This is a genomic window from Oceanospirillum beijerinckii DSM 7166 (assembly GCF_000422425.1).
GTDB lineage: Bacteria > Pseudomonadota > Gammaproteobacteria > Pseudomonadales > Halomonadaceae > Oceanospirillum > Oceanospirillum beijerinckii.
This window is the reverse complement of sequence record NZ_KE383828.1, coordinates 18,308-38,757: the sequence shown is the minus strand read 5'-3', so window position 1 is coordinate 38,757 and position 20,450 is coordinate 18,308. Positions and strand designations below refer to the sequence as shown.

The window sequence follows — 20,450 nt, the reverse complement described above, 5'->3', positions numbered from 1 at the left end:
CTATGAATGATAAAACTGCAAAGATTCTAATCGCTGAAGACGATATCACCACACGCATGATGCTGAGCCGCTTTATCGAGCAACAGGGCTATCAGGCGATCTGTGCGGGAAATGGCGAAGAGGCTCTGGCCCTTTCCCATGAACATATTATTGACCTCGCGCTTCTGGATGCCAATATGCCGGTACAGGATGGCTTTCAGTGCTGTCGGGCGCTCTACCAGGAACATGGTAACCTGCTGCCCATTTTAATGGTGACCGGCCTCGACGATGAAAACTCCATCGACCGTGCTTTTGATGCCGGTGCTCTGGATTTTATCACTAAGCCTATCAACTGGGCAGTATTGCGTAACCGGGTCAAATTTCTGTTGCAAACTCGCCGCGACCGTCTCGCACTTCGTCAGGCAGAGGCCCGTAAAAGCGCACTGATCAACAACGCTCTGGATTGCATCATCAGCACTACATCCAACGGGAGAATTGTCGACTTTAATCCCGCTGCGGAAGCCTTCTTTGGCTATAGCAAAGAGCAGGCCCAGGCCAGGATAAAAATAGAGCACCTGTTACCGGACTATTCGCAACTGGTCTACCGCACCTTGGTGCAGAAGCATCTGCAAAAAAACGGCTTAAGTCCGCGTCATGAAACTCTGGCTATTGATCGACAGGGCGATAAATACACGGTATCCCTGGCTATTTCACAATTGGAAAGTGATGGTGAGCTGATCACCACTGCAATGCTGCATGACATTTCTGAACGAAAGCGCTATGAAGATGAACTTCGCCTGGCCTCTACTGTTTTTAATTTCTGTAATGAAGGCATCATTATCAGTGATGAAAACAATGTTATTCAGGCAGTGAATCCATCATTCAGCCATATTACCGGTTTTACAGCGGAAGATGTCGTTGGCCGTAATCCGAATATTCTCAACTCCTCTGCTCATGACGAAGCTTTTTATGAACAGATGTGGCAAAACATCAATGATAAAGGACGCTGGCAGGGTGAGGTGATAAACAAGCGTAAGGATGGCCGCACCTATAGTGAATGGCTATCTATCTGTGCCGTAGGTGACAGTGATAGTAATAAAGCCAAAAACTATGTCGCCATTTTTAGCGATATCAGTAAGCGTAAAGCTGCTGAAGAAAAGATCTGGTGGCAAGCCCACTATGATGCACTGACTCAGCTGCCTAACCGTGCGATGTTTATGGCTGAGCTGCACAAAAAAATTGATGCTGATCAGCCACTATCTTTGTTATTTATCGATTTGGATGGTTTTAAAGCGGTTAACGATACACTCGGCCATAACAGCGGTGATGATGTGTTGAGATGTGTTGCCCAACGGCTGAAAAATGCGCTACCGGGGGACAGTCTGATCGCTCGCTTAGGCGGAGATGAATTTACCATCATTCTGAACGGCCAGAGTCAACCGGAAGATCTGCACACGCTGAGCCGGAGTCTGATTGATAAACTGAGCGCACCCTATGAGCTTGACGGAGATAATGCCAGACTATCAGCCAGTATCGGCATCGCTCGTTACCCCGATAACGGAATAGATATTGATGAACTGATAAACCTCGCGGATAAAATGATGTATGAGGTTAAAACTCAGGGTAAATCTGATGTGCGTATTGCTTAGTCGCGGTCAAACACAACACTCTGGGGCACTTAACTTATAGTTTTACACTGCAGTTATATATTAGGAAAACAGATGACTTTAAACGAATTTCTGACTCAAATTGGCGAAAACACCCAACTGGATTTTGAAGACACCATCGCTGTAATCAGCGAAAATTATGACTATACCCCAACGGCATTCCAGAATGGTGAAGTCAACAACGAAGCGGGCCAAAACGAAGGCAGCTGTAAAATTTTTGCCTTTGCTCAACTGAACAACCTGAATGAGCAGCAGACTCTGGCTTGCTTTGGTCGTTTTTACCAGGATGTACTGGCCACACCAGAAGGTACAGACCACGGTAATATCCGTAATTTTATGAGCAGCGGCTGGTCTGGCATCCGATTTGAAGCTACAGCGCTGACAGCTCGTTAATTGCTGTTTATGAGGATCAGTTGATCCGCAAGAAAAAACGCTAACCCTTAAAGTTATCTTGAGTAAGTGAAGGTTCAAACAATTGAACTGAAGCTCAATATCTCTCAGGTGTTAGCGTTTTTTTATAGGCAAAGCGCTATACTGTTTATCTATTCAGTATCAAATAGAGACTCTTACGCTTCACTTCGACTGGTTACTTCCAGTAGGTGATAACCAAACTGAGTTTGTACCGGCCCCATAACTGTATTGACCTCACCGGAGAATACCGCTTTATCGAATTCAGGAACCATCTGTCCGGGTCTGAATGAACCCAAATCCCCACCCTGGCTACCCGACGGGCAGAGGGAATGTTCCTGAGCAACAGCTTCAAAATCTTTACCAGATTCAATTTCTGCCTTTAGGTTGAGGCAATGTTCTTCACTGGCCACCAGAATGTGGCGGGCGGTTGCTTGTGGCATATGTGGCTCCTGTCATTTAACTGAATAAATCCATCAACATCATATTGGCATATCCTGCAGCAAAAATATGACATCTGAGATCTCTTCGATAACTATTTTATGATCCAGTTCAATTTTGTTACAAAAAGTTCTACCTCTGTGACATTAATAAGCCCTCTGTGAGCGAAATATCCACCTGCAGGATACTTTGCTCACAGGTGTTTTGCCCGCTAGAATAGCCGGTGTGTTTTAGCTATTGAGCAACTTTTGAATGACTATGGAATGCCGTCCTGGCTGTGGGGCCTGCTGCATCGCGCCCAGCATCACAACCCCTATGCCTAAAATGCCCCAGGGTAAACCTGCCGGTATGCGTTGCGCCCACCTCATGGACAACCAGCTGTGTGAACTGTTTGGCCAACCAGAACGACCTAAAGTGTGCAGTGATTTTCAGGCTGCTGACTATGTTTGTGGCACAGACAGTCAACAGGCCCTGGAGTTGATCACTGTTCTTGAAACAAGCACTCTTTAAGCGCACAAAGCCCTGTTCTGAATACAGTTCCGAATAAAAGAAGCCATGGTCAAATACCTGACCGTGCCTGGAATAGAACGGTATGACGCCAGATATTGACAAACAGGGCTTTCTGCTATGGCTTTAATGAGTTGCTATAATGCCCTCAATCGCCTTTCTGACAAAGTTTTTCGATACGGATGTTTTAGGAATCTTCTGTTCAAACCAGAACTGCATAGGTTGATCAAAACCTACACCGTGCATATAGTTGTACAGCGCTTTTCTTAGCCCCTCACCCAATGCATCATGATCGGTCTTAACCGGGTCGAAGAACTCCAGATCATTCTCCGCAAACTGGGCTTCAGGTCGCGGCAGCAGCTCAATGCCGTAACGCTCAGGGTACATGCCAATTGGGCTGTGAATGGTCGCAGCAAAACGATGCCAATAAGCAGATTGGAAACAACCGTTTTGCATCAGCTGGCGTACACGTTCCAGGGAATCGATAGTTTCTTCTGTCGTCTGTGTTGGGAAGCCATACATTAGATAGGCGTGAACCAGAATCCCAGCCTGACTAAAAGCCTTAGTGACACGAGCCACCTGCTCTACACTAACGCCTTTCTCCATCAATTTTAGCAGCCGATCTGAGGCGACTTCCAAGCCACCACTCACAGCCACACAACCGGAATCAGCCAATAGCTGACAACGCTCTGGAGTGAAGGTCTTTTCAAAGCGGATATTCCCCCACCAACTGATCACCACCCCACGCTCAATTAAACGTCGCGCTAAAGCAAACAGCGCTTTTGGCGGTGCTGCTTCATCGACAAAGTGGAAGCCTGTCTGCCCGGTTTCTTCAATCAGTTGTTCGATACGATCCACCAGAATATCCGCACCGGCTTCATCATAACGGTCGATATAATCCAGCGAAATATCGCAGAAACTACACTTACGCCAGTAGCAGCCATGGGCAATAGTCAGCTTATTCCAACGGCCATCACTCCAGATACGGTGCATAGGATTAAGCATCTCACACAGGGACAGATACTCATCCAGTGGTAAACCTTCATACACTGGCGCTCCGACATCCACCTGTGGAATATCATGCAGCTGAGGGTTTTCATTCAGATAAACAAAAGGTTCACCCTGATCATCTTCAGCCACCAGATAAGTGCGGTGCAGTTCCTCAACCTCCCGCTCCCCTTTCAAGTATTCCAGCAGGGTCAGCAGAGGTCGTTCACCATCATCCAGGCAGATAAAGTCGACAAATTCAAACAAACGCAGATCTTTTAATGCCCGAAGTTCGGTATTAACAAACCCTCCCCCCATCACAATCGGCATCTCAGGCCGTAATTGGCGACAGGTTTCAGCAATGCGCAATGCACCCAGCATATTGCCAGGAAAAGGTACGGTCAGGCCTACAACATCTGGGTTTTCCTCTTCCAGATACTGCTCAATCAACTGTTCCAGTACTTCACTGGTAAAGCTAGGTCCAGCCGATAGCGTATTATACAGGTCATCAAAATAAGGGTTGGCTGCGGCCAGACGCTCGCCATAGCGGCTGACTTCAAAATAGGGATCTACACCCTGGGTAATCACTGCAGATAGATCATTTACAAACAGCGTGGCAAGATATTTTGCTTTATCCTGTACACCCAGATCACCAAAGGCAGCTTTTAATACATCACCTGAGACCTCTTCCATCTGAGCCAACGTCTGAAAAGCGGGCCCTTCCGGTAGAAAGCGACGGGAGATAATCCGCAGTGCCAGGCTAGGATCTTTGCCCTGCAGAAAACGAATTACCGGCTCGACACATTGAGCATAACGCTCAAACTCAGCCAGAAAGGTGAAAATCACATCCGGCAGCTGATCATCTTCAAAGGCTTCATAGTTTTCCTCAACGATATCCCGAATGACGTTTAAGCCATTCTGAGTCATCATCTCCAGAAACAGCTCAATAGCCGGATCACGTTGCACCGCCTGATAGCCCTGATGGCGTAAAAAACCGGTGAGATACGCCGTCGCAGGATAAGGCGTATTCAACTGGGTCATAGGGGGCGTCATCAGAAGTATTTTCATGGTGCAAGTCTGGCCGAAATAAGAGTGAAATTCAGCGCGCAAGTGTAACAAAAGCCCCTGCACTTTTCCTATCGCTTGTCAGACAAACATTTTCTAACTGCAGGGGATATAGTGATCTGATTAATAAACCAGACTATCCCAAGCTTACGGTAGGCGGTAGGTAGGCGGTATAGTTAGTTTTGCCTGACAACGACTCAGCGTAGAATCAGGCATCACCTGAAGCAACTTAGCTTGAACTAACGCAGCCCTACTCCCACGAGGATTGGCAAAATAGCCAGACTCAGTATTGAACCCACCCGCAACATCTCTTTTTGTGGCACAAAACCACTGCCAAAAACAATGGCATTAGGCGGTGTCGCAACGGGTAAGGTAAAGGCGCAGGATGCCCCCATAGCGATCAATACCGCCAGGCTGGTATGACTCAAACCGATATTTTCTGCCAGTGGCAGGAAGATTGGCAATAACAGCGCGGCACTGGCCGTATTACTGGCTACCGCAGTCAGAACCATAACAAACACCACCAGGCAGATCAGGAACACTAATAGCGGTGTATGCTGAATCATGGTGATAATATATTCCGCAATAGCGCTGCTGGCACCAGATGTGGATAGCACTGCGCTCAGGGTTAAACCACCACCAAACAGCAACAGAATGCCCCAATCGGTTTGCTCGTTCAATTCTTTCCAGCTTAACAGACGCAGCGCGCTGAGCAGCAAGATAGCACTAACGGCCACTACGGCATCCACACTGCCTTTAATGGCCAGCATTTCTGCCAAAGGTTTGCTAAAGATCCACCCCATTACTGTCAGAAGGAAAACGCCAATCGTCAACAACTGTTGCTTATTGAGTGGTTGCACATCGGTAACTTGATAGCGAACAGGCTGGGATAGATCCGGGCGGCAGCAGAAACGTAAAATCACCACCATCACCGGCATTAATACCGCCACCAACGGCAAGGCCAGCCACATCCATTCGGTAAAGCTCATACCGACCGCAGCAGCTGCAATGGCATTAGGTGGACTGCCGACCAGGGTGCCGATACCACCGATATTAGCGGAAAATGCGATACCCAGCAGAAAGTAGATGTAGGTTTTTCGATGTTCTGCCGAATCCAGGGCAGACAAGACCCCCAGTGTCAGCGGCAACATCATGGCAGCAGTAGCAGTGTTAGAGATCCACATGGACAACATCGCAGTGGTGCCAAAGATCAGGTAGCTGGCTTTGCTTAACTGCCCATTGGAAACATTGAGAATAATCTGTGCGATGCGTTCATCCAGTCCCTGCTTGTGTAAGGCTGCTGACAGCGCAAAGCCCCCTAAAAAAATAAAGATAATAGGATTAGCAAAGGCACTGAAAGCCTGTTTAACATCGAAGATCCCGCTCATAATTGCCAGCACAGGTACTAAGAGTGCTGTCAGGCTGACGTGAATCCACTCCGTGACCCAAAGGGCAGCCACAATCAAAAGAATTAAACAGCCAAGTGTCACTGGCTCTAACATAACTTTTCCTTAATTTGAAAACGATCTGAGAATTCAGAAATAAAAATCCCCCCAGGATTTGGGGGGATTCTATAAAAAAACTAATGTCAGAACTGTGATATTTTATGGCTAAATTAATTAAACCGGTAATCCTGTGTAAGTCTATTTTGAAGTAATCGTCTCAATATCAGTACAACTGATCGCCTCCCAGCTCAATATCTAAAATATCCGCTAAAACCTGTTTAATGGCATCATCCGCTTGTGTGGGAGCGGCAATATGAGGGGTTACGATAATATTATCCTGCTTCCAGAATGGATGTTCTATGGGTAGAGGCTCATGCTCAAATACATCCAACAAAGCTCCTCTTAAGTGATGGGTTTGAAGCTGAAGTAATAGTGCGTGTTCATCGAAAATACTGCCACGGCCACAGCTGATCACCACTGCATCACGGGGTAAGCGCATCAAACGATCTGCGTTAAGAATATGAAAGGTTTCATCTGTTGCGGGTAGTAAATTCACCAGAAAATGACTTTGCGCTAAAAAACCATTCAGGGATTCCAGACCGGTGGATTGAGGAAAGGGCAGATCATTCTTCAGACTGCGGCTCCAACCCGCAATGTTATAGCCCATATCGTGCAAGCTATTAGCGACATACTGCCCCAGAGGACCAAGCCCTAAGATACCAATACGTTTCTCGCGTAAACTTCTGGTGTTTTTCGGTTCCCAGCGACCAGCCGTTTGATGACGATGATAACGGTCAAAGTGGCGACCAAAGTGAATTAAACCGTAAAGCACATATTCCAGCATCCACTGGCCCATGCCTGCTTCACGCAGCTTATATAAAGGGACGTCCTGTGGTAAATCCTTGAGTTTTTCCAGGGCATCAATTCCTGCCCCGAGATTAAAAACAGCAACCAATGATTGTTGGTGCTGGAATAGCTCATTTTCTGGTTTCCAAACCAGTGCATACTCTGCCTGCCAGTTTGTCTCGACAACATCCTGCCAAACTCGAATATCTGCATATGGGCAATATTTTTGCAAAGCAGCCAAGTATGCACCCTGATCCATTTCAGGAGTAGAAAGCAATATTCTCATTATTTTATCTTACCGATCCTTATGCATAACTAATGGCCTCCTGCCAACAGCTATCTTGCATAAACAGGGCAGAACTCCCTCTGATCCGCCCCGCCTGATACTTAACTATGGATCACCTCTCTGAGTTTAAATATTAGCATTTGTAACATCGACAAATAGAAATGTTTGGTATACACAATTTTAGTTAAGTTGACTTATAAGTCGCTACAGTATGTCTTTTTTATTACTTAGTTTGCAAATAGCTTATTTTTCAAAGCCTTGATATCTTCCAGAATCATGTAATTCACAGGAATCAAGAGCAATGTTATCAGTGTAGCAAACAAAATCCCAAATCCCAGCGATACAGCCATTGGAATTAAAAACTGTGCCCGGGTGGATTTTTCAAACAGCAAAGGCATCAAACCGATAAACGTGGTCATTGATGTCAGCATTACAGGTCTGAAACGGGCTGGAGCAGCGGTTAACAAAGCACGTTTCAAATCCATCCGCCCCCGGGTTTTATTGACAAAGTCGACCAGAACCAAGCTATCGTTTACGACAACACCCGTAAGCGCCAACAAACCCATCACACTCATAATGGTAAGAGGCATACCCATTATCCAGTGACCAATGACGGCACCAATCAAGCCAAAAGGAATCACTGACATCACAATAAACGGCTGCATATAGCTGGCAAAAGGGATCGCCAGGAGTGTATAGATCGCCCCCAGTACCAATAAAAGCCCCCAAAACAGAGAGCCGAAAGATTGATCCTGCTCTTTGGCTTCCCCCTCCAGTTCATAGCTGACTGATGGATACTGTTGGGTTAACTGGTCCAGATATTCTCTCAGGTCTTTTGTTAATACTGTAGTATTAGCGGTGGATTTATCCAGATCTGCAGTAACATTCAGTGTACGGAAACCGCCTATACGGTAGATCGCGGAAGGGCTCTTCGCCGGTTTCAACCAAGCGATATGATCAAGAGGCACCCCTTGCCCTTCGTTATTGAAAATCACGAAGTCTTTTAATTCGACCTCGGAATCACGCTCCTCGCCGGGTAAACGTACTAATACCTTGATCTCCTCCCGGCCTCTTTGAATACGCTGAACCTCAATCCCTAAATAAGCCTGTTGTAACTGCTGTACGACCTGAGTGCGATTCAGGCCTAACAGGTAGGCCTGAGGTTTCAATTCTACTCTCAGCTCTTGTTTGCCATCGGCCAGACTATCTGTAATATCAAAGATATAAGGGTAAGTTGCTAAACGCTTCTTAACCTGTTCTGACACCTCTTCCAGCACCTTAAGATCATTACCCGATAACTGGATATCAACGGGATCACTGGAGCGCCCTATTTCTGCTCTAAAAGCAAGTGATTCAGCACCCGGAACAGGACCGATTAGCTTACGCCATTCATTGACTAACTGAATACTGGTGATATCAAGTTCCCTTTCCTCAGCCGGGGTGATTTCAAAACGTACCCGGCCAATATTCGAAGAGCTACCCGCCGAACCAGTAGTGGCAAAGATATGTTGAATAACGCTTTTACCGCTTTCAGCATCACGATATTTCTCTTGCAACTGCTGAGCCTTTTCCGTGATATGCAAGACAAACTGATCCGTGACCTCAAAAGCCGTCCCTGACGGCATGGTGACCGTAACCCGGGCGGTTTCACTGGGGACTTTTGGAAAAAAGATAAAACGCATCCAACCGGAACTTAACGCGGCCAGAATGATGATCAAGATCCCAATCGAGACAGCCAATGCCGTATAACGATAACGCAGAGTAACTTTGAGTAAAGGGCGATAATAGTCAAGAATGATACGCTCAAAACCATCAGCAAAAGCTTCCTGCAGTTTTTCCAGGCGACCCTGATCATTTTTCTCATGGCGGAGTTTGATATATTTCAGGTGTGCAGGTAGAACAAACTTGGATTCTACCAGGGACAATAGCAATACAGGAATAATTACCGCAGGAATCTGACCAAAGATTGCACCTCTGTGCCCTTCGATAAAAGCCAGCGGCAAAAAAGCAACAACGGTTGTCAGTACACCAAAAGTTACAGGGACAGCTACTTCCTGGGTGCCTCTTACCGCAGCATCCAGGCCGGATTCAGCCTGTCTTAAATGGCGATATACATTCTCACCCGTGACAATGGCATCATCGACCACAATACCGAGCACGAGAATAAAGCCAAAGAGGCTGACAATATTCAGGCTTATGCCTAGCAATGGCATAAACACAAAGGCTCCCATAAAGCTGATTGGAATCCCGATAAATACCCAAAAAGCGATGGCTGGTCGTAAAAATAACGCTAATAGAGCCAACACCAAGACCCCACCCTGAGCAGCGTTAACCAACAAGGTATTGAGACGTTTCTTAACAATTTCTGAATCATCGTCCCAATAACTAAGCTCCATGCCCTGGGGCAAATTACCCTGCTGTTCCTGAATATATTGTTTAACCTGATCTGCCACTGAGATCGCACTCTCCTGGCCAATACGGTATACATCGATCATAGCAGCAGGCTTACCATTAAAACGGGTCCGTAATGGCGTTTCCTCAAAACCGTCGTGTACAACAGCAATATCTTTCAGGCGGACGATGCCCCCATCACTGCTGGCTTTAACGACAATATCTTCAAACTCAGGTCGACTATAGCGTTGTCCCCGGGAGCTGATCAAAATATCACTACCGCTGGTTCTAAGATTACCCGCAGTCAGATCCGATGACTCGTTCTTTACCGCAGTACTAACATCCTGCAAGGTCATTTGATACTGCTGAAGCTTAAACTGAGAGACTTCAATCGCAATTTCATAATTGCGTACACCGTCAAGATCAACCTGGGAAATTCCCGGTCGACTGACCAACTCATCTCTTACCTGTTCTGCTTTCTGGCGAATTTCCAACTCGCTCACTTCACCTGCAACCACTACCGATATCACCTCACGGCGGCGTTGAGATAAAGACACAACAGGTCTATCAGCAGCTAACGGCAGATTGCTGATAGCATCAATACGGTTTTTAATATCTGTCAGTATCTCTTTGGCATCATGGCCATCACTGATATCGATATTTAAAGTGGCAAGGCCTTCGACAGAACGACTTACAACTTTTTCTAAACCATCAAGATCTTCAATAGCCTGCTCCAGCAGGATGGCGACGCCCTGCTCCATATCCTGAGGGCTTGCTCCTCGCATAGAGACAGAAACACTGACCATATCAAATTCTATGGAAGGGAAAACTTCCAACGGCACTTTTTGGCTCAGGGAAAACAGACCCGCAATAAAGATCGAAACCATTAATATGTTAGCCGCAACATGATTACGGGCAAACCAAGCGATCATGCCTCAGTCTCCTGTTGACGCGCCTTATCAGCAGGCGTCTCTACCTGTCCAACAGCTTTCCTTGATTGATTCGCTAGCTGCTGAGTTTTAACTGGAGTCCCTGAAGTAATCTGACCTAATGGTGTCACTACAAGCTGTTCACCTGCATTAAGTCCTGAATCAATAACTGTATTATTCTCATCCTGCCAGCCCAAAGTAATATTTCGACGCTGTAAAACTCCATCAATCACAAGATAGACATAACTGCCCTGATAAATGGCATTATTGGGAATAACCAAAACACCTTGCAACTCACGCCCGATAATTTCACTTTGCACGTACTGGCCCGGTAGTAATGCAACATGGCTGTCTAACTGAGCCAGCGCGATTAGTTGCTGGGTTGCGGCATTAACTCCTGTTTCCACATGAGTGATACGCCCTGTAATACCGCTCTGTTTGTTATTGAAATAATTATCTGTTTGTAACAGTTGAATCATAGCTCCAGGTCGGCCATCAATTGGCAGGTCAATATAGTTTAATTCCCGTTGATTGATCGCAATCCGTAGCTCCGGGGGCTGATCGGATATCAATTGCGCCAATAAGCTGCCGCTATTGATGTATTGTCCAAGATTCGCATTGGTACTGACAATTTTTCCATCAAATGGTGCTTTAATCTTTGTTTTCTGCAGATTTTCATTAGCACGACGGAGACTAGCCTGGGCGGATTTAACTTTTGCCTGTGCGGCCTTTAATTGGGGGACCCGTTTTACTCTGTCATTAGGCTCACCGGAACGTCCCGATATTTTCCAGGCCCGTAACGCCTGCTCAACCTGGGCGTTTTCCTCCTCTAAGGCTTGCAATGCTTCAGTGAGAGCCGCTTGCTGTATAGCGACCTCATTGCGATATTCACTATCATCCAGCTGGATTAAAAAGTCTCCTGATTTAAAAGATGCTCCCGTGGTAAAACTGTCGCTGACCCAAACGATCTGACCATTGGCCTGGCTCACTAACTGGCTCATTAAGCTGGCCTGGACCTGCCCCGTACGGCGTACTTTAATTTGATAATTTTCGACTTGTAACGACAGGGTGTTCACTGTCATGGTCGCTTGGGGCTTTTTATGCTGCCTGTTCACTTCCGGGGGATTATTTGTGACCGCCCATGCCAGTGCAATCAAAGCCGCTAAGACAACAACGGGTAATATCTTTTTTAACATAGGTCTTCCATTTTTAATCGACAGACGGTATTTGAGCTGTGGCAGCGGTAGGCCAAATAAACATACTTTAAGCTTTCATTTATATTGGCTTACCTGGGTACACCACCTGGAGCATAATGGCAAAGGGGTTAGCGGCTCACTACTATAATGCCTGGTTTGAGCGAATAGTCTGTGTGGGTAACCCCCCCACCAAACTATTTAAAATAACTCTGTTCTGCAGTTGCTGATGCCTCGAAAATAAGATATTGGCTTCATGATCCAACATCTCTTTCTGACTATTCAGGAGTTGCTGAAGACTAATCTGTCCCACTGTGTACTGTCTCAGTACTTTTTGGGTATTTTCTCTCAGCTCAGACAGTTTCTGCAGCCCTGTTTCAATTTGTCTGGTCATAGCTGTTTCATCACCTAGCAACGTGTTGATTTTATTAACTGTATCAGACAATTTACTTTGATATTTTCTTTCCTGCTCGGAAATAAGGTACTTCTTATTGACCTCATTACTCAGTAAAGCAGAAGCTGGCATTATTGAGGTCGATAATGCGTTATCAAGTGTGTCAATCGTCTTATCGGCAGGAGGCTCGCCAAGAGAGAAAACCTGAACAGGAAAATATTCTTTATTAACGATTGCACGTTCAGGATAATGCTGCAGCAACGTTAGCCAGTGGTCCTGTAACTGCGGTTGCTGAGCCAGTAACAATGAAGAAAAAGAGTGTAATTCATTAAGTGCAGGCAGCATTGGCATTGCCAATTGTTTTTGATCGAGCGTTACACCGGTCAACGACTGCAATAGCACAACCTGCTCAGTAATCAACTGCTGCAGAAACTGCATATGCCCCTGCCCTTCTGATAAAGCTTCCTGTCTTTGCGCCAGATTAAGAGAACTATACTGTTCGGAACTGATGCCCTGCTCTACAACCCGTAACGCATTCTTTAGGGTATCAATTCTTTGTTGTACCAGCTCTGATTGCTTGCGCAAATAATTCAGCTTATACCAGGCTGTCGCGACAGTTTTTGTCAGATGTAGCGCCTGTTGAGAAAAAGCGTTTTTTCCCTGGCAAAGGCCAGGCTAAGAGCTTGTGTTTCGTCACTTAATGCTTGCCAGCGCTGAAGTTCAAGTTTAGCCGTTTGAGATAGTTCTTCTGGAGATGCCAGGGATCGTGCTGTATTGGGGTTTTGATTGAGTCCCAGTGACAGGGAAGGGTACATTTTAACGCGAGCGGCTCTGGCCTGATCTTCCAAACTCTTTACCCGGGCCGCTTGTGCCAGCAAAGAAGCATTGTGCTCCAGAGCTTTTTCTACTAACTCGACCAGTGCCGGATCATTAAACATGAAAATCCAGCGGGTCTGTTCCGTAGTAAATAAGGGATGATCAATATCTTGCGCGGGTTGATTCCCCGCTACGGTTTGATAAACGGCAGCTTGTTGATCAGATAAAGCCTTCGTCCGAACAGGCGATTTTTCCTGAACTGTATCAGCGGCAACCTCTGAGTGCTGATTGCTCCTGACACTGCTATCATCAGAATCATTTTCGCCTCTGTGATATAACGAACACCCCACCAACCCCAGACCTAAAAGGCCAGCAACCAGCATTCTGATTTTTGCAGTTAAATCACTCAATCCCGACTCCGGAATATCTTTTTAGAATAATCATAGTCGCTATCATAAAGTACTCTTAAAAGGGCAGATAGCAGATTTACAGTTTTTTTACAGGTTTGAAATCATTAGCAAAATAACTCATTTTCTGTGACTCCACCATTATAGTGAAATGCAGTGAAAAAGATGTTTTTACCATTAGAGAGTACGCATAAATAGACTTTAGGGATGAGAAAAAGTGCAGAAATTTATAACTTTTTTGGCGCATTAAGAAATTCAGTTTAACTGATTCAGTGAACTCAACCAGAACCACACAGGTTGAGCCACTTCCACACCTGTTGATGGTATCAGTCTCTTGGCAACACCTGGCTATTTACAGTGACCTCCATCATCTTATGAAAAGCCTCAATCGCAGTAACCTGCATCATAACATTGGCTTGTAACCGGATGGCCGCAGCATTGTAGGATGTATAAATTGCACTAATAGCAGTCGATGCCAAAGCAGTGCTGATTGCCAGTGCAGATGTTTCGCTCAAAATTTTACCTTGATGGTGCTGGATATCTGAGTCTGCCACTGGGCGGCCCTGCCCCCAGGCTTGATTTACGCTGTTCATACGAATCCCTCTTATTGATTAAGAGGAAGCTTAAGTCTTCAATATTGAATATTTATTGCAATGCGGAAAAACAAGAAGCAAGCAAACACTTCACACGTCAAAAAGTATGACTATCAATAACCTGGGCTATCTGGCTGGAAAGCTTTAGAAAAAGGCGGCTTCTACAGTGAAGGCCGCCCTCTCCCGATTATCTTGGCTACCAAGCCCAGTTAACCCGGATAACTGCAAGGCACACCTACATAAATATTTCTACCCTAATATCTATCCTATCCGGCCAGTGCCCGGATAGGATAAGGGTAAATATCAAAATATATTTGTGCTTGTGCTTGTGTCAGTGCCTAGTGTTAAAGCCGTGTTCATAATTGCTCGGGAGCAAATGCTCTTATCTTACACTCGCTCTCACTTACTCTTCTGGCATTTTCAACGGCTCAGGAGAAGTAATCACACCGTTATTATCAGCATAAACATATTGGCCCTGACGGAAAGTCACCCCACCGAAGGTCACATCGATACCCACTTCGCCGATACCTTTTTTCAAACTCTTCATGGGATGAGAGCCCAGAGCCTGAACACCCAGTTCCAGTTCAGCCAAAACATCCACATCACGCACACAACCGTACATGATAATACCGGCCCAACCATTTTTTACCGCTTTTTCGGCGAGCATATCGCCCAGCATTGCGCAACGGAAAGACCCACCGGCATCGACCACCATCACCTTGCCATTACCGGGCTCATCTACCAGCTCTTTTACTTTAGAGTTATCTTCAAAGCATTTAACGGTTACGATCTCTCCGCCAAAAGAATCCACACCACCGTAGTTAGAAAACATAGGCTCTACCGCCTGAACCAGCTCCGGGTACGCATCACACAGATCAGGTGTTACTAATTTCATTTTTTGACTCCATTTTTGTCTTCTGCGGCAGTCTGTGCCGGACTTTCACAGAATTATAACTATCAGTAATCTAAGGACTATTACAATAAACTTGCGCCAATACCCGATTACCGCGTGCTCATGCATTGTCACATAGCTTATCATTTGGGTCACTGCTTCTAAGGTAAAAGCCAGCACCAATGGATGAGCGGAAATCACCCGGTAGTTTTCAAGATAGTTGTCCAATAAAAAGCTCAACTCTATGATGAAAAAGCAGTTTTCAGGCCCAAAGTGTTTCATCTATCGACACTTAACCAAGAAAAATTATTGGTTTTGTCACTCAACACTACTATCATCAGCGCCAAAATAGACCACATTTAATGCGATCCAAATGCAACAGAATCTAGAATTACTGAAACAGCTAAAAAAAGAGCTGCACGAATCTGCCCCTAAGATTGAGGGTTCTATCAAGGCTACTGAAAAGAGCTTTGGCTTTCTGGAAACGGACAAAGGAAAATCACACTTTGTTCCGCCTCCACAGATGAAAAAAGTACTGCACGGTGATCGTGTAGTTGCCACCCTGAACAAAGATGGTGACAAGGAGTTTGTCGAACTGGATTCACTGGTAGAAACCAATCTGGATCGCTTTATCGCCCGTGTTACGTTCTTTAAAGATAAACTGCAGGTACAACCGGATCTGCCTCAGATCAAACGTTCCTTACCTGCTGCCACAGCAGCTGACGTTAGCAAAGCTGATCTGAAAGAGGGCGATTGGGTCGTTGCAGAGCTGAAACAGCACGGCTTAAAGGATGGCCGCTTTAAAACAGAGGTTATCCGTAAGATATGTACTGCAGACTCTCCTGACCAATCCTGGTTAGTTTCTCTTGCCCGACATAATCTGCCTGAAAGTGCCCCTATCATTGAACAGGAAAGCTTTGAGCAACTGCCTGATTCTCAGCCCCGCCAGGATCTGACTGATCTGCCTCTATTCACTATCGACAGTGCCACCACCAAAGATATGGACGATGCTCTTTATGCAGAAAAGCATAAAGATGGCGGCTGGATGCTGACTGTAGCCATTGCAGATCCCACCGCCTATATCGCGGAAGACAGTGAAGTAGATAACATCGCTAAATCCAGGGGTTACACCACTTATCTGCCTGGCCGTAATATCCCTATGCTGCCGCGTGTACTCAGTGATGAGCTGTGCTCGCTCCAGTCTGGTGTGAAACGTGCAGCTCTGTGCTGTAAGGTGCATATCGGTTCTGACGGTCATCTGGCCGGTGAGCCTGTGTTTTTCACTGCCTGGATCGAGTCAAAAGCCAAGTTGACCTACGAAGAGATCTCGAACTGGTTCGAACAGGAAGAAGAGATCGGCCACGATCAGCAGCTACTGGCTCCACTACAAGCGCTGAAAGAATTGGCTGAAGCCAGCATGAACTGGCGTCGAAACAATGCAGTGATCTTCCCTGATCGCCCTGATTATCGCTTTAAGCTGGACGAAACGGGTAAAGTAGTCGCGATTTTTGCTGATCAGCGCCGTATCGCCCATAAGATGGTTGAAGAAGCGATGGTACTGGCGAATATTTGTGCTGCACGTTTCCTTGCTCCTTTTGGGGTTGGCCTGTACAACACCCATATCGGTTATGAAGTTGAAAAACGTGAAGAAGCGGCACAGGTAGCTACTGATCAGGGTTATGAAGTAACGGCTGAACAGTTAGGTGAACTGAGCGGCTTTTCAGCTTTCCGTCGTCAGCTGATTGCAGAAGAGAACACCTGGCTGGATTCCCGTTTGCGCCGCTATCAGGCCTATGTAGAAACCAGCACCAAACCGGCACCTCATTACGGAATGGGCCTGGAAGGTTACGCGACCTGGACCTCCCCTATCCGAAAATACAGCGATATGGTTAATCATCGCCTGATCAAGCAAGCCCTGACGGATGCATCCGCACTGAATACCGAGAGTCTGAGCGATGCTCTGCTGGAACAGATGGATCAGCAACGCATGTTCAGCCGCCTGGCAGAACGAGACACTAACAACTGGCTGTACTGTCAGTTCCTGAAACCGGCGGTGGAGGAAGAGACTCTGTTTGAAGCTGAAATCTTTGATATCAGCCGTGGCGGTATGCGCGTACGCCTGCTGGAAAATGGTGCATCACCCTTTATCCCTGGCAGTATGATCCACAAAGAGCGTAAAGAGATGACACTGGATAACAACTCCGGTCAGGTGTTTGTTCAGGGTGAAGTGCGCTATCGTCTGGGTGATAAGATCCAGGTTCAGTTGATAAAGGTTGATGAAGAAAGAAGAAGTCTACTGGCAAAACCAGCGCAACCATTAAACGCTGAAGCGGCGAATGCAGAAGCAGAAAAAGCACCGGCTGCGGAATAAACAGAGAGGGAAAATAGCGGCATACGCCTACATACGCCAATTTGGATAAGAGTTTGCTGTTTTAGGCACCTGCATTAACCATTTTCCCATGAGAAAAACTGGCCACTGTAATCCTGATCAAGATTACAGTGGCTTTTTAGTTTTAAACCTTAGCTATAAAACCTTAGTTACAAAACCTGGCTCGCTTTTCCTCAATAGACTTGCAAACGATCAAGCTGTAATGTTTTGCCCATCTCAGACTTTTCCTGCTCCGGTAAAATATCAAGGCTTGGCCATAACCCAGTTCCCAGTGCCTGACGATAATCTGGTGGTAAACCCGCTTTATCCATTGCAGACTGTGCTGCCAGATAATCATAATTTAACGGATACCAATTTACGTCAAATTTAATATCAGCCTTATGAGAAGGTTTTGTGTCAGCGACCACATCTTTTGTATTCGAATCCGGCTGTGTATCAGGCGTAAGCACCATATACCAAGTGTTAACCGTGCCATCATTAGCGGGCATACCAATCACACCGGCGTTTAACCAAAAACCCATCTGAGACTCTGATTGCAGAGGTACAGAGTGCCCAAAAGGTAAACCGCTATGGCCACCAATCAGTACATCGGTACCACTGGCAATAAACTGGCGCGCTTTCTCTTTATCTTCAGTACTGGCAAAGACAAATTGATTAATACTCTCTAATCCGCCATGAATGACACGGCAGCGTTTACCGGCCAACTCAAAACTGATGCTTGTTGGCAGGTCAGCCATCCACTGCTTCTGCTCTTTGCGCATCTGCTGTTGAGCATGGCGATACCAAGTGATAGATAACAGAGAACAAGCTGTGTTGTCATCAAAACCGCACCCACAGTCATCTGCATCAGCAGCAAGAGACTCTTCACAGTTTCCCATAACAACATGGATGCCCCACTCTCGTATCAGATCAACTGTTTTCTCCGCATCCCCACAGTAAGCCACTAAATCTCCCGTGCAGATTACCCGCTCTGGTGGAATAGCCAACCTTTCAGCCTCAAGTCGCATCGCTTGAGTCGCTTGCAGGTTGCTATACGGGCCACCAAAGATCAGCAGCGGTTTGTCCTGTTTACCTAAATCCATCATTTGTCCTTAATCGGTAACCATATCAGCGCTCACTTTCTGGTTTTGCTTGTCACCCAGCCAGAACAGGGCGCAACCAACGACCATAACCGTGGCTGAGATCCATAACAGTTTGGTGTATTTATGAGCATCGCCCAATAATGCGCTGTAACCCGAGGATTCCGTAAAATAGAGCGCCGCACCGGTCAGCGCCAGAATAAAACTGGCCGTATAGCTCCACACCGGAATCTCTTTTTTATTTTGCCATAGTGAGAAGAAAATCACCGGGGCCAGGTACATAGATGCAGTGCCACTTACCGCCACAGCGCTGAACAGATCCTTGTTACCCCAGAATACGCAGAGCACACCGGACAACATGAACAGAGCCATCACCATGCGGCCATTAGCTAAATTTGGCTGCATGATCTTCATGTCTACAACCATAAGTTTAGCTGAACTGGATAAAGTACTGTCCAAAGTAGACATGGCAGAAATGACGAGAGAAGCACTAAACAGTAGCATTGGCAGTTCACCCAGAATACGAGTCAGAGCCTGATTCATATTCTCGCCTTCCAAGGCGCCAGCCCCAGCCATCACACCCAGTAAACCAAAAACGGTGATACAGATAATACTGATCCAGCCTGCATACAGAAAACTTTTACGGGTTGTCTCCCGGTCGGCCAGAAAACCACGATCCATCATGACCGGATCGTGCATCGGATAACTCCAAACCTGTAACAGTGCAACCAGCAATAAAACCGGCCCTGGCTCTGTAATATCAAATGGCTTAAAAGCAAAAATCTCTGTGGTCATACCACCGGAAGACAGGGCCATAACCAATAGCAGCCCCAGAACAGCCAGGAAAATAATCATCTGGAACAGATCTGTACGCAGAGATGCGTGTAGTCCCCCGAGCATAGAATAGGCCAGGGTAATCAATGCCAGCCCTACCACAGCCAACGTGTAAGAACCTGTTCCTGCTGCGCCAAACAGAATGCCAATAACCAACAGGTTGGCAAAAACCTCACTCACCAGCCGCACACCGATTATCAGGTTATAGCAGCGCGTGCCCCAGCAGCCAAAACGATCAGACAAAAACGCCTGCACACTACCGTAGCCCAGCTCAAAGCGGAGACGATCAATAATTTTGGCACCGGTAAAAAAGGATAAATAGTAAGCCGCGTAAGCGAGAGTTCCCCAAATACCGTAATAGAATCCCAGAATAGCAGCATTCATTAGTGAACGGGCAAAGATCCAAGTGGTGACCTGAGAAAAAGTTAGCGTCAACAGACTCGGTTGCTCGCCTTTGTTTGATTCACCACGAAAAAACTCGTTAACCCCTCTTGCTCTGGGAGATAAAAGTACAGAAAGTAAAGCAACAAAGGCTACAAGAATGGACAGCTGATAATCCATAGAGTCACTCCAGACGTAACAGATTGATATTTTTGGGCATTCTGGTGTGCCCTCTAACCTCTAGTACGCAAAGAGTATTGGGTTGGATGCAAAATAAATCACATTCGAAACAGGTATTTTTGATGTATTATATAGCATGGTAAATTTAGCGTGATTACATGATTCCAGCTGATTGAACCCTATTATCACTGTGCACGTATCGAAACGTGATTTGGATTTGACGAACTCTTTCAGGACGAGCTTAATAATTAATGTATTATTAAAGCAATGGCCTTATTGAACTAGAATCAACTGTACTGCTGCTTGAGACCTTTTAGCTCTTATAACTGCACGGAGTGGAA

At 46.1% G+C, this 20,450-nt stretch carries 16 protein-coding genes; 4 read left to right on the top strand and 12 right to left on the bottom strand.

Going from position 1 to position 20,450, the window contains the following annotated elements:
* Positions 1-2 precede the first annotated feature (2 nt).
* Positions 3-1,628: a two-component system response regulator gene (locus H579_RS28140; protein WP_157834663.1), complete on the top strand. Its 1,626-nt coding sequence runs from the start codon at positions 3-5 to the stop codon at positions 1,626-1,628.
* Between the two features lie 72 nt (positions 1,629-1,700).
* Complete coding sequence (locus tag H579_RS0118890) at positions 1,701-2,039, top strand: HopJ type III effector protein (RefSeq protein ID WP_028301950.1); 339 nt, start codon at positions 1,701-1,703, stop codon at positions 2,037-2,039.
* Positions 2,040-2,212: 173 nt separating this feature from the next.
* Here H579_RS0118890 and H579_RS0118885 read toward each other — a convergent pair whose 3' ends face one another.
* Positions 2,213-2,497 (bottom strand): peptidylprolyl isomerase, encoded by a 285-nt coding sequence (locus tag H579_RS0118885; protein ID WP_028301949.1) that lies wholly within the window; start codon positions 2,495-2,497, stop codon positions 2,213-2,215.
* A gap of 250 nt (positions 2,498-2,747) precedes the next feature.
* Here H579_RS0118885 and H579_RS29220 point away from each other — a divergent pair, with 250 nt between their 5' ends.
* The gene (locus H579_RS29220; RefSeq protein WP_425411358.1) at positions 2,748-3,005 is read left to right on the top strand and encodes a YkgJ family cysteine cluster protein; all 258 of its coding nucleotides are present in this window, start codon (positions 2,748-2,750) and stop codon (positions 3,003-3,005) included.
* 123 nt (positions 3,006-3,128) lie between these two features.
* Here H579_RS29220 and H579_RS0118875 read toward each other — a convergent pair whose 3' ends face one another.
* The 9 genes from H579_RS0118875 to rraA all read right to left on the bottom strand — a co-directional run bounded on the left by H579_RS0118875 (position 3,129) and on the right by rraA (position 15,249).
* Complete coding sequence (locus H579_RS0118875; protein ID WP_028301947.1) at positions 3,129-5,057, bottom strand: B12-binding domain-containing radical SAM protein; 1,929 nt, start codon at positions 5,055-5,057, stop codon at positions 3,129-3,131.
* Positions 5,058-5,293: 236 nt separating this feature from the next.
* Positions 5,294-6,556 (bottom strand): SLC13 family permease, encoded by a 1,263-nt coding sequence (locus tag H579_RS26590; RefSeq protein ID WP_051227912.1) that lies wholly within the window; start codon positions 6,554-6,556, stop codon positions 5,294-5,296.
* 166 nt (positions 6,557-6,722) lie between these two features.
* A complete protein-coding gene (locus H579_RS0118865; RefSeq protein ID WP_028301946.1) occupies positions 6,723-7,631 on the bottom strand; it encodes an NAD(P)-dependent oxidoreductase in 909 nt (302 codons plus the stop codon).
* A gap of 227 nt (positions 7,632-7,858) precedes the next feature.
* Positions 7,859-10,954 carry an efflux RND transporter permease subunit gene (locus tag H579_RS0118860; protein WP_028301945.1) on the bottom strand — a complete coding sequence of 1,032 codons (3,096 nt, stop codon included), beginning with the start codon at positions 10,952-10,954 and terminating at the stop codon, positions 7,859-7,861.
* On the bottom strand, positions 10,951-12,147 hold the full coding sequence (locus H579_RS26585) for an efflux RND transporter periplasmic adaptor subunit (protein WP_051227910.1): 1,197 nt from the start codon (positions 12,145-12,147) through the stop codon (positions 10,951-10,953). The genes H579_RS0118860 and H579_RS26585 overlap by 4 nt, the downstream gene beginning before the upstream one ends.
* A 142-nt stretch (positions 12,148-12,289) precedes the next feature.
* Positions 12,290-13,123: a TolC family protein gene (locus H579_RS0118850; RefSeq protein ID WP_028301944.1), complete on the bottom strand. Its 834-nt coding sequence runs from the start codon at positions 13,121-13,123 to the stop codon at positions 12,290-12,292.
* A gap of 38 nt (positions 13,124-13,161) precedes the next feature.
* Positions 13,162-13,764 carry a TolC family protein gene (locus tag H579_RS0118845; protein WP_157834662.1) on the bottom strand — a complete coding sequence of 201 codons (603 nt, stop codon included), beginning with the start codon at positions 13,762-13,764 and terminating at the stop codon, positions 13,162-13,164.
* Positions 13,765-14,087: 323 nt separating this feature from the next.
* Positions 14,088-14,354 (bottom strand): hypothetical protein, encoded by a 267-nt coding sequence (locus H579_RS0118835; protein WP_028301941.1) that lies wholly within the window; start codon positions 14,352-14,354, stop codon positions 14,088-14,090.
* 403 nt (positions 14,355-14,757) lie between these two features.
* The gene (rraA, locus tag H579_RS0118830) at positions 14,758-15,249 is read right to left on the bottom strand and encodes a ribonuclease E activity regulator RraA (protein WP_028301940.1); all 492 of its coding nucleotides are present in this window, start codon (positions 15,247-15,249) and stop codon (positions 14,758-14,760) included.
* Positions 15,250-15,619: 370 nt separating this feature from the next.
* On the opposite strand from rraA, the gene H579_RS0118820 reads away from it, so the two are divergent.
* The gene (locus tag H579_RS0118820) at positions 15,620-17,617 is read left to right on the top strand and encodes an exoribonuclease II (protein ID WP_028301938.1); all 1,998 of its coding nucleotides are present in this window, start codon (positions 15,620-15,622) and stop codon (positions 17,615-17,617) included.
* A 191-nt stretch (positions 17,618-17,808) separates the two neighbouring features.
* Here H579_RS0118820 and H579_RS0118815 read toward each other — a convergent pair whose 3' ends face one another.
* Together H579_RS0118815 and H579_RS0118810 are read right to left on the bottom strand one after the other, a co-directional pair.
* Positions 17,809-18,717, bottom strand: a complete 909-nt coding sequence (locus H579_RS0118815) for a metallophosphoesterase family protein (protein ID WP_028301937.1) — start codon at positions 18,715-18,717, stop codon at positions 17,809-17,811.
* Between the two features lie 9 nt (positions 18,718-18,726).
* Entirely contained in the window at positions 18,727-20,109 is a 1,383-nt protein-coding gene (locus H579_RS0118810) for an SLC5/6 family protein (protein WP_028301936.1), read from the bottom strand.
* Positions 20,110-20,450: the final 341 nt, after the last annotated feature.

Coding starts and splice junctions, on each gene's coding strand:
- H579_RS0118865 (WP_028301946.1), bottom strand. CDS start 7,631: ATGAGAATATTGCTTTCTACTCCTGAAATGGATCAGGGTGCATACTTG.
- H579_RS0118835 (WP_028301941.1), bottom strand. CDS start 14,354: ATGAACAGCGTAAATCAAGCCTGGGGGCAGGGCCGCCCAGTGGCAGAC.
- rraA (WP_028301940.1), bottom strand. CDS start 15,249: ATGAAATTAGTAACACCTGATCTGTGTGATGCGTACCCGGAGCTGGTT.
- H579_RS0118820 (WP_028301938.1), top strand. CDS start 15,620: ATGCAACAGAATCTAGAATTACTGAAACAGCTAAAAAAAGAGCTGCAC.
- H579_RS26585 (WP_051227910.1), bottom strand. CDS start 12,147: ATGTTAAAAAAGATATTACCCGTTGTTGTCTTAGCGGCTTTGATTGCA.
- H579_RS28140 (WP_157834663.1), top strand. CDS start 3: ATGAATGATAAAACTGCAAAGATTCTAATCGCTGAAGACGATATCACC.
- H579_RS0118815 (WP_028301937.1), bottom strand. CDS start 18,717: ATGGATTTAGGTAAACAGGACAAACCGCTGCTGATCTTTGGTGGCCCG.
- H579_RS29220 (WP_425411358.1), top strand. CDS start 2,748: ATGACTATGGAATGCCGTCCTGGCTGTGGGGCCTGCTGCATCGCGCCC.
- H579_RS0118885 (WP_028301949.1), bottom strand. CDS start 2,497: ATGCCACAAGCAACCGCCCGCCACATTCTGGTGGCCAGTGAAGAACAT.
- H579_RS0118860 (WP_028301945.1), bottom strand. CDS start 10,954: ATGATCGCTTGGTTTGCCCGTAATCATGTTGCGGCTAACATATTAATG.
- H579_RS26590 (WP_051227912.1), bottom strand. CDS start 6,556: ATGTTAGAGCCAGTGACACTTGGCTGTTTAATTCTTTTGATTGTGGCT.
- H579_RS0118810 (WP_028301936.1), bottom strand. CDS start 20,109: ATGGATTATCAGCTGTCCATTCTTGTAGCCTTTGTTGCTTTACTTTCT.
- H579_RS0118890 (WP_028301950.1), top strand. CDS start 1,701: ATGACTTTAAACGAATTTCTGACTCAAATTGGCGAAAACACCCAACTG.
- H579_RS0118875 (WP_028301947.1), bottom strand. CDS start 5,057: ATGAAAATACTTCTGATGACGCCCCCTATGACCCAGTTGAATACGCCT.